The organism is Halorientalis marina, assembly GCF_023028345.1.
GTDB lineage: Archaea > Halobacteriota > Halobacteria > Halobacteriales > Haloarculaceae > Halorientalis > Halorientalis marina.
In genome coordinates, this window is the sequence record NZ_CP095488.1 from 264982 (window position 1) to 279092 (window position 14111).

At 57.3% G+C, this 14111-nt stretch carries 10 protein-coding genes and 1 pseudogene; 8 read left to right on the forward strand and 3 right to left on the reverse strand.

Annotation, left to right across the window (positions count from 1 at the left end; all coding sequences use genetic code 11):
• Nucleotides 1-48: 48 nt before the first annotated feature.
• The 8 genes from MUG96_RS20245 (at nucleotide 49) to MUG96_RS20280 (ending at nucleotide 12109) form a co-directional block, all read left to right on the forward strand.
• A complete protein-coding gene (locus tag MUG96_RS20245) occupies nucleotides 49-2271 on the forward strand; it encodes a HAMP domain-containing methyl-accepting chemotaxis protein (protein WP_246988882.1) in 2223 nt (740 codons plus the stop codon).
• A gap of 4 nt (nucleotides 2272-2275) precedes the next feature.
• A complete protein-coding gene (locus MUG96_RS20250; protein ID WP_246988884.1) occupies nucleotides 2276-2701 on the forward strand; it encodes a chemotaxis protein CheW in 426 nt (141 codons plus the stop codon).
• Nucleotides 2698-5292, forward strand: a complete 2595-nt coding sequence (locus MUG96_RS20255) for a PAS domain S-box protein (protein WP_246988886.1) — start codon at nucleotides 2698-2700, stop codon at nucleotides 5290-5292. The genes MUG96_RS20250 and MUG96_RS20255 overlap by 4 nt, the downstream gene beginning before the upstream one ends.
• A gap of 90 nt (nucleotides 5293-5382) precedes the next feature.
• Nucleotides 5383-6900, forward strand: a complete 1518-nt coding sequence (locus tag MUG96_RS20260) for an ATPase domain-containing protein (RefSeq protein WP_246988888.1) — start codon at nucleotides 5383-5385, stop codon at nucleotides 6898-6900.
• A gap of 20 nt (nucleotides 6901-6920) precedes the next feature.
• Nucleotides 6921-9119, forward strand: a complete 2199-nt coding sequence (locus MUG96_RS20265; protein ID WP_246988890.1) for a PAS domain S-box protein — start codon at nucleotides 6921-6923, stop codon at nucleotides 9117-9119.
• 3 nt (nucleotides 9120-9122) lie between these two features.
• On the forward strand, nucleotides 9123-10544 hold the full coding sequence (locus tag MUG96_RS20270; protein ID WP_246988892.1) for a PAS domain S-box protein: 1422 nt from the start codon (nucleotides 9123-9125) through the stop codon (nucleotides 10542-10544).
• A 914-nt stretch (nucleotides 10545-11458) separates the two neighbouring features.
• Nucleotides 11459-11611 (forward strand): DUF7837 family putative zinc-binding protein, encoded by a 153-nt coding sequence (locus MUG96_RS20275; protein ID WP_246988894.1) that lies wholly within the window; start codon nucleotides 11459-11461, stop codon nucleotides 11609-11611.
• 84 nt (nucleotides 11612-11695) lie between these two features.
• Entirely contained in the window at nucleotides 11696-12109 is a 414-nt protein-coding gene (locus MUG96_RS20280) for a TRAM domain-containing protein (protein ID WP_246988896.1), read from the forward strand.
• Nucleotides 12110-12252: 143 nt separating this feature from the next.
• Here the strand turns inward: MUG96_RS20280 and MUG96_RS20285 are convergent, their stop codons facing one another.
• From MUG96_RS20285 to MUG96_RS24315, 3 genes and pseudogenes are all read right to left on the reverse strand, one after another.
• A complete protein-coding gene (locus tag MUG96_RS20285; protein WP_246988898.1) occupies nucleotides 12253-12792 on the reverse strand; it encodes a PIN domain-containing protein in 540 nt (179 codons plus the stop codon).
• Entirely contained in the window at nucleotides 12792-13358 is a 567-nt protein-coding gene (locus MUG96_RS20290) for a DUF7437 domain-containing protein (protein ID WP_246988900.1), read from the reverse strand. Before MUG96_RS20290 ends, MUG96_RS20285 begins: the two co-directional genes overlap by 1 nt.
• Nucleotides 13359-13622: 264 nt before the next feature.
• Nucleotides 13623-13832: pseudogene (locus MUG96_RS24315) on the reverse strand (hypothetical protein); the annotation flags it as partial.
• Nucleotides 13833-14111: the final 279 nt, after the last annotated feature.

Consider the following 14111-nt stretch of genomic DNA (forward strand, 5'->3'; position numbering starts at 1 on the left):
TGTTATCTAGAGTCACTAATTATTGGGTTGGTCGTGAGAGTGTGTGGCATGCTGGAGAAGGTGAAAATCGATCGGTTCGACTTGCGGCCGAAACTCATCCTGGCGTTCGTGCTCGTGGCCTTGCTGGTCGGTGTAACAGGATTGGTCGGGTACCAGGCCGTGGGAGCCGTCGATGGCGAAGCCCACGTCATCTCCGAGGACGCTGATGACATTGACGCGTCCATGGAGATGCTGGTCGCCGTCGAGGAACAACAATTGGCAGTCCAGGCAGCTCTGCTCGACGAGGACGGGGCCAGAGCCGACTTCGAGGAGGCCAATTCCCACTTCGATGAGTGGGCACAGCAGCTGGATGAAAGCGACCTGAGCGAGGAAGAACAACAGGCCTTCGCCGATCTGCAGTCTAAACATCAGGAGTACACGGCCGTTGCTCAGGAGGTGTTCGATGCAGAAGCGGCCGGTGAGACGGAGCGTGCCAGACAGCACATGGCAGAACTCGACCCAATACTGACTGACATGCGCGAGGACGCACACACGCTTGAAGAACTCGCTGTCGAGGACAAAGAAACAGCAGTCGCGTCGGCAGACAGCACCACAGCGACGGTCCAGTGGTTACTTATCGGACTGACTCTCGTATCGTTTGTCCTGGCGATCGCCATCGGCCTGTTCGTGGCCGGACGGATCATCCCGCCGATCGCCAAGTTGGAGGAGACTGCACAGGCTGTCAGTGCCGGCGATCTCGACAACGATCTCGACAGCCACGTCGAAGACGACGAACTGGGCCGGATGATCGAGGCGTTCAGTGAGATGCAGTCGAACGTCCGGGGCGTTTTCTCGCAGATCGGAACCGCCAGCCGTGGCCTGCGACAGGGCGATCTCGGCTGGGAGTTCGAGGCCGACTATCCGGGCCAATATGGGGAAACCGTCGCCGATCTCGAAGCGGGTGCCGACGAACTCGCCGGGAGTTTCGAGGAGATCCGGGGTGTGAGTGACGACCTCCAGCAGGGTGTCATCGATCAAAATATCGACACCGACCGACCCGGGCAGTACGGCGACGTGCTGGAAGATCTTGCGACCGGGACCACCCAGCTGTCGGAGAGCTTCACACAGATCTCGACCGCAAGCCGGGATCTGAAGGACGGACACCTTGATCAGGATATCGACACGGACTACCCGGGAACGTTTGGATCCACACTGAGTGACTTCGAAGACGGGATCCAGCAACTGAATACGAGCGTCGAACGCGTCCAGTCCATCGCGGACGATGTCGCAACCTTGAGCGAAGAAGTGACGAGCAGTTCGGAGGAGATTGAACAGGCCAGCGAACAGGTCGCTGAGTCCGTCGAGGAGATCTCACGCGGGGCCGATACCCAGAGCGAGAACCTCCAGGAGGTGGCCAGCGAGATGAACGACATGTCTGCGACCGTCGAGGAGATCGCCTCCTCGGCCGAGGAGGTGGCTGCAACCGCCAGCACGGCCGTCGAACGGGGAGAGACCGGGCGGCAGTACGCCTCAGATGCGACCGAGGAGATTCAGTCGATCGAAACCCGGGCAGACGAGGCAGCCACCCAAGTTGAGGAACTCGACGAGAAGATGGACCAGATCGGAGAGATCGTCGAGATGATAACTGAAATCGCCGAACAGACGAATATGCTCGCACTCAACGCCTCGATCGAGGCCGCGCGGGCCGGGGAAGCAGGCGAGGGGTTCGGTGTCGTCGCAAACGAAATCAAGTCTCTGGCAGAGGAAGCAGCCGACGCGACTGCCGACATCGAACAGCGCATCGAAGAGGTCCAGGCGACGACGGACGATACCGTCGAGGGGATGCAACAGATGAGCGAGCGCGTCGAGCGCGGGGCCGACACGGTCGAGGACGCCATCGAGATGTTCGACGAGATCGCCAACGTTGTTCAGGAGGCCGAAAGCGGGATCCGGGAGATCAGCGAGGCTACCGACGACCAGGCGGCCTCGTCCGAGGAAGTGGTATCGATGGTCGACGAGGTCTCCAGCGTCAGTCAGCAGACTGCGGCCGAGGCGAGCAACGTCTCTGCCGCGACCGAAGAACAGACAGCCTCCCTGTCCGAGGCCTCAGAGAACGTCCAGCAACTGTCCGCGCTCGCTGAAGACCTGCACGACCAGGTGTCGGATTTCGACACCGGATCGGGTTCCAGTCCTGCAATCGAGACGACACCGGAATCGGCGGCCGCACCCGACGGCGGGCACCACACATCCGAGACTGAGGGACGGACGCCGGATCGCGATGGGGAGGTGTGAGCACATGGGGTCACACCAAGTCCTCGAATTCACACTTGGATGGAAACAGTACTGCATCGACATTGAGTATATCGCGGAGGTCGTCAGCAGTCTGCGGGAAGACGTATCTTCGATCCCGGATTCGCCGCCTCACGTCGAAGGGGAACTCGATTTCCGCGGCGAGACCACGAGAATCATCGATCCGAGAGCCAGGCTCCTGCCAGAGGAATACGAGGCCAACGGGATCAGCCAGGACAGGATGATCGTTTTCGATACCGAAATGATGACAGGCGAGCGTTCTGGCTGGATGGTAACGGACGTGCTCCGGATTGTGACGATCGATCCCGAATCTGTCGAAGCAGTCGATGAGGAGATTATCAACGGCATCGTCGCTCTGGAGGACGAACAGGTCGTCTGGATAGATCCTGGAACCATCTTGGACGAAACATGAGTGAGATCAACGTCCTGACTGAGACAATAGAAACGGTAGACGTTCTGCACGTTGATGACGAACCATCCCTCACGGACCTGACTGCGACGTTTCTCGAGCAGGAGGACGACCAGTTCAGTGTCGAGACAGCGACGAACGCCGACGAGGGGTTAGAGAAAATCGATGATCATCGACCCGAGTGTATCATTTCGGACTACAATATGCCTGGTATGAATGGGATCGAGTTCTTGCAGGCTGTCCGGGAGGAATATGCTGATTTGCCGTTTATTTTATTCACTGGCAAAGGTAGCGAGGCTGTCGCCAGCGACGCCATCTCTGCTGGCGTCACCGACTACCTCCAGAAGGGGTCCGGCACCGAACGGTACGAACTCTTGGCCAACCGGATCCAGAATGCCGTTCAGGCACGACGCGAGGCACAGCGGGTCGACAGACAGCAACAACTGGCGCGACTGACGGAGTTCGCCGGCGACACTGGTGGGTGGGAACTGGATAGAGAGAGCGGGACTGTCCTGCTGACGGCTGGCACCCGGCGAATTATCGGTCGCCCTGACCAGGCCGAAATCTCTCTGGAGGAAGCGATCACACTGTTCCACCCGGACGACCGCGAAGACATTCAGCAAACACTCACCAGGGCCTTCGAGACGGGCGAGGAACTGCACAATACGTGGCGACTTCAGCCAGGGGACGGCGACGAGCGTCTGATAGAAATGACGATCACTCCGGTCGTAGAATCCGGTGGGAGGGTACCGAAACTGCGTGGAGCGGGTCATGATATTACCGCCCGGACAGAGCGTCGACAGGAACTCGAAAGATACGAGACGATCATCGAGTCGCTGACAGACGCGGTGTACGTGCTCGACGACGAGGGGCGGTTTACCTACGTCAGCGACGAACTCGTCGAGTTAGTCGGCTACGACCGGGAAACGATTCTCGGGAACGCACCATCGCTAATCAAAGACGAGGATGCCGTCGAACGGGCGGAACACCAGTTGGGGCGGTTGCTGTCGAGTGACGGCCCGGAGACAGTCTCGTTCGAAGTGACACTGCAACCGCGCGAGCGTGACCCAATCATTTGCGAGGACCACATCGGCGTTCTCCCCTACGAAGGTGACCAGTTCGAAGGGTCTGTCGGCACGCTGCGGGACGTTACTCCGGCCAAACAGCGCGAGCAACAACTGGAACGGCAAAACGACCTGTTCAAAAAATCTCAGGCCATCGCTGACGTCGGGGCCTGGAGTTACGACGTGCGGACCGACGAGGCGTTTTTTACGGAGAAGACCTACGAAATTCATGGACTCTCCCCGGAGGACGAACTGAGCCCCGAGAAGAGCCTCAGCTTCTACCATCCCGACGACCGACCCGTAATCCGCGACGCGTTCGATCGAGCAGTCGAGACCGGCGAATCCTACGATCTCGAACTCCGGCTGATCGACGAAGCTGACAACCGTCGCTGGGTGCGCACCCGCGGCGATCCCGAGATCGAAGACGGCAGCGTCGTCAGTGTTCGTGGCACACTGCAAGATATTACCGAACGAAAACAACAGGAACGGGAACTCGAAGACCGGACAGAGAAACTGGAAACGTTGACCACGGAACTGGAAGCGCAGTACCGGTATCTATTCGAGGAAGCTCCGGTCATGGCGGTCGTTACACGCGCCGAAGACGGCAGGCCGATCGTCGAAGACTGCAACGACCTGTTCGTCGAGACCCTGAGCTACGAGAAATCAGACGTCATCGGCGCACAACTCGAACGGTTTTACACTACCGAGTCACAGCGTAAATTGCTGGAAGAAGGCGGCTACGAGCGTGCACTGAGTGGCGAGTTCGTCCGCGAAAACAGAGAGTTGGTGACTGCGGACGGGGAGACAGTCGAGACGCTTTTGCGGGCGGTCCCCCGGGAAGGAGCGAGAGGCGAGTCACCTGGGACGCTCGCGTTTTATATCGACATTAGCGAGCGCAAACGAGTGAAACGACAACGGGACCGCCTGGAGGAGTTCACGAGTATCGTCAGCCACGACCTCCGGAGTCCACTCACCGTGGCCGACGGGCACATCGAGTTCGCTCAACAAGAGTGCGACAGCGACCACCTGGCCCGGGCAGCCGACGCGATCGACCGGAGTCAGGCACTCATCGACGACCTGCTGACACTGGCGCGTGAGGGCAAAGCGGTGACCGGGACCGAGCCTGTTGGACTTGCAGACGTGGCCCAGCGCAGTTGGGAAACCGTCGATACGGATCAGGCGACGCTGGAAACTGACGCGACACACGTGATCAAGGCAGACAAGAGTCGCCTCCAGCAACTCCTTGAGAACTTCTATCGGAACGCGGTCGAACACGGAGGCGATGAAGTGACGGTTCACGTCGGTGACCTGAACGGTGGCTTCTACGTGGCGGATACAGGGGCCGGGATTCCCGAGAGCAAGCGAGACGAAATCTTCGAGGCTGGCTATTCGACCGCAGAGCATGGAACGGGGTTTGGCCTGCGGATCGTCGAGCAGATTGTCGAGGCACACGGCTGGGAAATCCGGGTGACCGACAGCGAGACGGACGGCGCACGCTTCGAGATTACCGGCGTCAAAGCTACACACTGACCGGAATCATTTTCAAAAATATTTCACGTGTGCCGTTATCTAGACCGCCGGCTTATTTGCCTCTGGGCCCGCTCTCGAGACATAACAAAAATGCCTGATGATACCAGCGACACGGCAACCAAGGAAATCGAACTGGTAGCGTCGGGTATCCCCGAACTGGACAAACTGCTCAAGGGAGGGTACATCCGGGGCCGTACGTACCTCGTCCAAGGCGCCTCAGGAACCGGGAAGTCGCTGCTCGGCCAGCACTTCCTGCGAGCAGGCCTCGATGTCGACGAAACAGTCGTCTATATCCATGGCGAAGAGTCCAGAGACGACATTCTCGTCAACGCAGCACGACTCGACGTCGACATTCGGGATGCCGAGTTTTTGGACATCGGGCCCGGGACGGACTTTTTCGCCGAGGACAAGTCCTACAACCTGGTCGAGGCGACCGAAGTCGAATCCGAGCAATTCACGCAGGATATCAAACACGTAATCGAGGATGTCGATCCGGACCGAATTCTCATCGACCCGATCACACAACTTCAGTACGTGGAACGGGACGAATACCAGTACCGGAAGCGGTTGCAATCGCTCATCCGGTTTCTTCGGAACCGGCAGGTGACGACAGTCGCAACGCGAACACTCGACAGGGAACGGACTCGCGAGACCACCCACGACGACTTTGAATCGCTTAGCGACGGCGTCATCAACCTGTCGCTCGACGAGCACGAGCGCCGGATCGCGGTCCCGAAACACCGCGGCCTCGGACAGATCGACGGCACCCACGGACTCGAAATCCGCGAGCACGGGATCGAAGTCTACCCACAGACCATCCCGAAACACGACAACCGAACGTTCGATCCGGAACTCATCTCCACCGGACACGAACCTCTCGACGGGCTCCTCGGTGGTGGAATCGAACGCGGGACCGTCTCGTTTATCAGCGGTCCAACCGGCATCGGAAAATCCACCACCGGTGCACAGATACTGTCGGGCATCGTCGAAGACGGTGGGACAGCACTCGGATACCTGTTCGAGGAGTCTATCGACCAGTTCGTCCATCGCTCGGAAACCCTCGGACTCCCGATTTCGGAATTGCGGGCGCAGGAATCACTGTGGCTGACAGAGACAGAACCGCTCGTGCGTTCCGCCGAGGAGTTCGATCATCACGTCCTCGACCAGGTCGACGAGCACGCGCCGGACGCGGTGTTCATCGACGGGCTCTCGGGCTACAAGATCTCGCTCCAGGGCAACGATCAGCGACTCGTTCGGCGGCTGCACGGTCTCACCCGGATACTCAAGAATCGCGGTATCGCAGTCATCATCACGGACGAGGCGGACCGCCTCACCGGTATCCCGGAAGCTACGAGTACGAACACCAGCTACATCGCGGACAACATCGTGTTCCTCTCCTACGTGGAGGTTGACGGCGAACTGGACCGAGCGATCGGCGTTGTGAAAAAACGACTCGGGGATTTCGACAGCCGGTTCCACCGGTTCGCTATCGAATCCGACGAGGGACTGGTTATCGAAGGCCCGTTCGATACCGTTCGAGGAATCATGCAGGGGAGTTCAACGCATCCCGTTCCAGACGGGTCCCACAGAACAACCGATCAATCATGACCGGCCGGTCCAGTCGCGAAGTGAGTGACAAACACACCATACAACTCCTGATACAGGGCGATAACGACCGGGAAGCCCTCGAAGAATTTCTCGACGAGCGGTACGACGTCATCGCCGACGACACCCTCCAGCCCGTCGATTGTTACCTCGTTGGTGAACAGATGGTACCAACGTATCGAGACGCGTTACGGGAGCATAAAAACGAGGTCCATCCGACTTTCACTCCCGTACTGCTGATCCAACAGGAGGGGTCGAGGGGAACTGTCCCGCTGCCGGCCGAGCAGAACGGCGACGGACCACTGCTCATCGACGAAGTGGTGGCAGCACCTGTTGACCGAACGACCCTGTTTCGTCGAGTGGGGAACCTGTTGGCTAGGCGCGAGCAGTCGGTGGAGTTGTCCGAGCGCTACGAGGACGCTCAGACTCGATTTCAGCGGCTGTTCGATTCGACGAACGACGCGATCTTCGTGGTTGCCCCTTCTGGCGACGAGATTACCGAGTGTAATCCGGCAGCGTGTGACCTCGTGGGATATTCGCGTGACGAATTACTCTCTGTATCCCCGACGGAGACGATTCACGCCGATAATCGCGAGCGGTTTCGGTCCTTTCTCCAGGAGGTACGGGAGGCCGGGCAGGGAACGACAGACGACCTCACGTGTCAAACAAATGGGGGACAACAGCGACAGTTGGAGATGTCGGCTGCGACGCTCGGGGATTCCAAACAGTCACCGGTAATCCTCTCTGCACGCGACGTGACTGAACGGAAAGCGTACGAACGAGAACTCGAGCTGAAGTCCCAGGCGATGGACAAAGCACCCGTCGGGATCACCATCACCGATCCCGACCGGGAGGACAACCCGATGATCTACGTCAACGAGGGATTCGAAGCGCTGACGGGGTACTCTGAGGAAGAGGCGCTCGGGCGGAACTGTCGGTTCCTTCAGGGAGAGGAGACGCGTGATGAACCAGTCGCTGAAATGCGAACGGCGGTTGAAAACGACGAGCCGGTGTCCGTGGAACTCCGGAACTACCGGAAGGACGGCAGCCAGTTCTGGAACCGCGTCAGTATCGCGCCAGTGAGAGACGACACTGGCACCGTCGTGAACTACGTCGGATTTCAGGAGGACGTCTCCGAGCGCAAAGAGCGCGAGATGGACCTCCAACTGTTCAAAAAAGCTGTCGAAAATGCAGGGCATGCAGTCTTCATCACTGACAGGGACGGAACCATCGAGTACGTGAATCCGAAATTCGAAGCCCGATCCGGCTATACTCGTACGGAAGCCGTCGGTCGGACGCCCCGAATTATCAAGTCAGGGAAACAGGACGAGGTGTTCTACGATCGGATGTGGCAGACGATTCTCTCGGGCGAGCAGTGGAATGCGAATCTCATCAATCAGCGCAAAAACGGGGAGTTGTACCACGTCGACCAGACGATCTCGCCCATCGGGAACGACGACGGAGAAATCACACACTTCGTCACGATCGAAGCCGACGTGACGAACCGTCGGCTGCGAAAACAGCAACTCAACGTGCTCAATCGCGTCTTGCGCCACAACCTCAAGAACGGAATGACCGTTGTTCGGGGTCGGGCCGAACTACTCCATGAATCACTAAGCGATGACGAAGCCCAGGCGCATGTGAGCGCGATCGAAGAACAAGTGAACGCCCTGGCGACGCTGAGTGACAAAGCTGGTACTGTACGCTCACTGTTCGAAGACGATGTATCATCTGAGACCGTTACCAATGTGACGGAGTTGGTTGGTGACGTCGTTAGCTGCTTTTCCGAGGAGTATCCGGCCGCTTCATTCGATTTCAATGATCCCGATCCACTCCACGCTCGAGCAGACCACCGATTGCGACTGGTACTGGAGGAACTACTGAACAACGCTGTCGTCCACAACGATAAACAGGTTCCCGAGGTGATGGTTACCGCCAGGCCATCCAGTGAAAGGCGGTCTGAAGAGTGGATCGACATCGAAATTATCGATAACGGACCGGAGATTCCAACTCACGAACTGAAAACGATCAAACGGGGCGAGGAAACACCGCTCCAGCACGGTACTGGACTCGGGCTTTGGATCGTCTACTGGACTGTCTCGCTGTACGGTGGCGAAGTCACCTTCGTGGATGACGCATCGCGTGGAACAGGCATCGTATTGAGTCTCCCCCGGATGTCCGCCGACGCATCCGCTCGGGGAACACCCGCCGAACACCACTGACCAATGAAAGAGACTGGACCTTCGGAAACTCAGAACGAGAAGCAGACGGACCTGCATCGGACGCTGGTCGAAGAGTCGAACGATGTCGCCACGATCATCGACACAGAGGGAACGATAACGTACGTGAGCCCCGCCGTCACACGAGTCCTCGGCTACGATCCCGAGGAATTGGTCGGGAACACTGGATACGAGTTCGTCCATCCGGACGACCGGGAACGAAATGCCGACGCGGTCGAAGCCGTTCTGGAAACCCCGGACGAACCCCAGACAGTCGAAGTCCGATTCAAACACGCCGACGGGTCGTGGTGCTGGATCGAGGCCACGATGCGGAACCGACTCGACGACGATGTCATCGACGGTATTCTCCTCAACAGTCGTGAGATTACCGAACGGAAAAACCGTGAACGCGAACTCCGCGAACTCGCTGGCGAGTACGAGGCCCTCCTGAACAATGCAGAGGACGCGATATTTTTCATTGATGTCGACGCTTCAGACCACGACATTACGTTCGAGTTCGACCGTCTTAGCCCGGCATACGAGCGTCAAACCGGCCTCACGACCGAAGAGGTCCGGGGAGAAACGCCTCGAGACGTGTTTGGTGAGCAAGCGGGAGCAGAACTCGAAGCAAACTATCACCGGTGTGTCAAATCTCGTGAGCCGATCTCGTATCAGGAAGAACTGCGAGTCAACGAGGAGGCACGCATCTGGCAGACGAACCTCGCACCGGTACTCACTGACGGCGACGTAACCCGTCTTGTGGGAATCACCCGAAACGTCACTGACCGTGTCGAACGGGAACGACAGCTTCGTCGTCAAAAGGAGCGGCTCGACGAGTTTGCGAGTGTCATCTCCCACGATCTTCGGAATCCGCTCAACGTCGCACAGGCCCGCGCAACACTCCTTGACGAACAAACGGAGAGCGAACATTTGGATCCACTCGTACAATCGCTCGACCGGATGGAGGCAATCGTCATGGACACGTTGACACTCGCTCGACAGGGTGAGACGATAGACGAAACGGAGACGGTCAGTCTGACCGACCTCGTCGGGAAGTGCTGGGGAACGGTAGATGCAGACGCGGCGACCCTCGAGATAGCTGACGAGATGACGTTCCAGGGCGATCGCGACCGGTTACGACACGTATTCGAGAATCTGTTCCGAAACGCTATCGAACACGGTGGCACGGACGTGACTGTTCGTGTCGGACGCGTCGATGAGGACACCATCTACGTCGAAGACGATGGGTCTGGGATTCCCGCAAAGAGGCGCGCAGAGGTTTTCGAACCAGGCCACTCTTCGACGAGTGGGGGCACCGGATTCGGACTGACCATCGTAAAACGGATCGTGGAGGCTCACGGGTGGACGGTGTCTGTGACAGACGAGCCCGAAGATGGGGCGCGGTTCGAGTTCGTGATGTCACAATAGGGGGCGTGGCCAACACTCAAACATCCCATGTCGCCTATGCATTGAGACAACCGGTCCAATATCTGGTCAACTGCGGCCCCGTTCGTGTATTCTTAATTAGGAATAATGTCTTCCGCACCAATCTTCCGTTCTCAGAATACCGCTTAAAAAATAACAGATCAGGCGTTCAATTGCTATCCGGCTCCGTGTTTTAGCGCGACTCCGTTAGGTCGCCCGTCGAAACGCGGCTGGCTCCGATTAGCGATGTCTACTCCTGACTCAGACCATCGAAATAGGGGATTATTTTACCTTCGCTTGTGCAAGAGTCGGCTTGTTTCGGGAAGACTTCGTCGATTGCATTGTAGAGGGATTCAAGTAGAACTCGCTCATGGAGTACTTTCTCTTCATCGTGAAGCGATTCCTATCCTATCGGGTGACCAAGTCCATAGACTCCCCATTTGTTATCACTGGAATTAAAATTGGGACGAGTAGAGCCTGCTGCATACGCGCCCTGTATTCAGCACGCCGTTTGTGACAGATATTAGTAGAAGGCTGTTCGTCGTGATAGCTCGATCCTCTGTACTGATCAGCGATCGCATCCTCGCACGAAACCACGAGACTACTCCGGAATTTCGTATCGACAAATTTCACTGCCCCCACAGTCCGGACACTCCTCAGCCTTCGACGACACAGTTGTCCCACAGTGGCGGCACTCAACTACGACATCGGAGCCACCACCAGAGAGTAGTCGCGTGAGGAGCGAGTGAACTCCCATCGTCCCTGCAGTACAGGTGATGGTGAGTTAACCTTAGTGGACAGTTCAACCGACCTGAAAACGGGTTTCTGAACGTGGAAAACGCCGAAACCTTACATTCGAGGACGAAGCAAGAACGAATGGAAGGAACACTGTCACACGCTCCTTCCAGTCCCTTTGCATGAACACCGACGAATCGTCTCTTGGTCGTTGCCCGGACTGCGGCGAGCGTATTCCAGAGGCGTGGCTGCTCGTTGAGTACACCAAAGACGACGGGACCGATGGAACATGGGCCGAATGTCCGTCGTGTGAGGATGTTGTAGCGCCAGAGTAACAACTGGATTCCGACGGGGTCTGAACGAATTCGGACAGCAGAGCCAAGTGTTCTCGCTCGGGTGTATCGCAGAAGGTACTACTGATGGATATCCCTGACCAACTTCGCTGCCTGTTTTCGGCCACGCTTGAAGAGCGGGACGGATCGTATATCGTTGAAGTTCCAAAAAGAGAGATTCAACGTGGGAACATCGGTCAAGGCGGAACATACCGTGTAGCTGTGCTTCCTTCTCCGTCAACCACCGAAGCCGTCGATACCGACACAAGGTCACAGTTCGAACCAGAACCACAGGAACCACCGGTCACAGAAGGTGAACAGCGGACCGTCGAAATCGAAGACATCGGCGATCAGGGCGACGGGATCACCCGTGTCGAACGTGGCTTTGTTGTCATTGTCTCCGATACCGAGCAGGGAGAGCGAGTCACCATCGAGATTACTGATGTCCGTGAGAACGTCGCCTTTGCAGACGTTGTTGAACGCATCAGCTACTACGACTGAGTCGCAAAGAACCGGAAATTGAATCTTAACTGTGCTGCCTCAATTAAGAGTTACCCCACGAGCCGAATGAATATCTACTGCGTGGGGTAACAGCAGCAACAGCCACGGAACCAACGGGAGTCCAAACCCTCAATTGCAGGGACTCAATCGAACTGCGTATCCAGCAAATCGTCCAGAAATATCCGACCTTCGATTACTGATGTCTCTTCTCCAACGCCCATCGCTGCGAGGACATCAGCAATCGCCTGCTCGGCCAGTGTATCACTGACCAGAACTGCGACATGGCCCGTCTGCTCCGTAGCATACTGGTACGCCAGTCCAGCAAGCACGGCATCGGTTGTCTCGATCTCGTCTTCGGTGACATCATCCGCCGATAGATTGTAGATCCGCTCTCGCGTCCTGTCGATGGCGTCGGAGACATCGGAATCAGTAAAGTCAACATCTGCTCGCTCCAGCCACCCAGCATCCTGTGCCGATCGCAGCCTGTCACGTTGATAGTGGTATGCGTCCGGACTTTCACCGAGTTCTTCAGCGACATGGTCGGGGATTCGGACGCTGATGTTCCGCCGTGTCACATACTGCTCGAAGGCCTGATACTTCTCATTGGATGGGCCACCCATCGCGTAGATGATACTGGTATCGACGATTGCGAGGCTATCGCTCGGCAACTCCTCGGCCGGCATTACTCCGAAGGCTCCAGGTATGGGTCGTATTCACTCGCCGCTTCGATGACCTCCTGTAACGCCGTAATGACGGTCATCCCCTCCACTGGATGCACATCGAGTTTGTTAGTGGCAGTGCGTTGGGTGAGTTCGCCATTCATCACCCGCAGCGTGTAATGGAGGGCAGCCGCGAGCTTCGGAATCCCCTGACGATCGACGAACACTCGGATGTCCTCGTTCTTGAGCTGTCGCCCGATAGCATCGACGAGAACGGGCGTTGCGACGACATCACCGTGCGCGGTTTCGAGCGTGAGACGAATCGGGTCAACAGCAATCTGGGTGGGCGTCTCGTCTTCGTGGCGAGTCAGGATACCCATCTCTTCGAGCTCGCCCACGTACTTATAGGCAGTCGAATGCGGAATATCGAGATCAGCCTTGACGGTCTCGATAGCTACCGGACCGTGCTGGAGGACATAGATGTAGAGGCGTGCCAACTGCGGCGTCTTCAGCAATTCGGCGTAGGTGAGGAGGTCACCGAGTGTCTCCTCAGGATCTACGGAATCACTCAATCGAGAGCCCGTTGACATCACAATCCATGTTCCACGTATAGAGTATTAGGTCTTCTGCTACTGCCTCAGGTTATGCTCTCAACAGATGGGCGCGGTCATGAAGTTTGGATTCCACGGGGTTCGGAGACAGCAACATCATCGCTAACGGCGTAAAAATAGGGAATACCTCAGGGAGCGTGTTGGCGAGGCAGACGCCGCCGTAATTTTTGATTGGAGTGCGATATCTTTATCAGTTGTATCGGGAACTCCGAGGCATCCAGGCAGGTGCTCTACTACAAACAGCTACATAGTGGTGCCTTTGGCGTTCACCTCCTCGTCAGTCGGTGTTTCGACCGGTTTCACTCGTAGTTCTCCAAAACCGTACTTGCTATGGCTCCCGACTCGGAGAATCCCATTTCGAGCGGTTTTGACGGGACAGTCACCCGTGTAGCCGATTACTTGTCCATAATCGACGGTCTGTAAGTCGAACGCCTCGCAATCTTCGACTACTCGCAATACCTAACGATCGCGTCCGAACAATGCCCGCTGACGCGTCACTCCTGTCATATCGTATCCCAGTGCAAACCCTCATGCGCGGTATGTAGTCGGTAACGGACTGCTGCAGTGAATCTCTGTATGCAGCAGGCCGCTTCTATCAGATACTCAGTCATTCGTTCAGACGCTGCTGAATACAGGGCGCGAGTCGGTCACTCGCGTGTCGAACCGCGACCGTGCCGCACGATGCCCATGTCAATCAGGATTCGCCCTCAGCACCAGTGCGACTCCCGTGAC

Coding starts and splice junctions, on each gene's coding strand:
- MUG96_RS20270 (WP_246988892.1), top strand. CDS start 9,123: ATGAAAGAGACTGGACCTTCGGAAACTCAGAACGAGAAGCAGACGGAC.
- MUG96_RS20275 (WP_246988894.1), top strand. CDS start 11,459: ATGAACACCGACGAATCGTCTCTTGGTCGTTGCCCGGACTGCGGCGAG.
- MUG96_RS20255 (WP_246988886.1), top strand. CDS start 2,698: ATGAGTGAGATCAACGTCCTGACTGAGACAATAGAAACGGTAGACGTT.
- MUG96_RS20250 (WP_246988884.1), top strand. CDS start 2,276: ATGGGGTCACACCAAGTCCTCGAATTCACACTTGGATGGAAACAGTAC.
- MUG96_RS20280 (WP_246988896.1), top strand. CDS start 11,696: ATGGATATCCCTGACCAACTTCGCTGCCTGTTTTCGGCCACGCTTGAA.
- MUG96_RS20290 (WP_246988900.1), bottom strand. CDS start 13,358: ATGTCAACGGGCTCTCGATTGAGTGATTCCGTAGATCCTGAGGAGACA.
- MUG96_RS20285 (WP_246988898.1), bottom strand. CDS start 12,792: ATGCCGGCCGAGGAGTTGCCGAGCGATAGCCTCGCAATCGTCGATACC.
- MUG96_RS20260 (WP_246988888.1), top strand. CDS start 5,383: ATGCCTGATGATACCAGCGACACGGCAACCAAGGAAATCGAACTGGTA.
- MUG96_RS20245 (WP_246988882.1), top strand. CDS start 49: ATGCTGGAGAAGGTGAAAATCGATCGGTTCGACTTGCGGCCGAAACTC.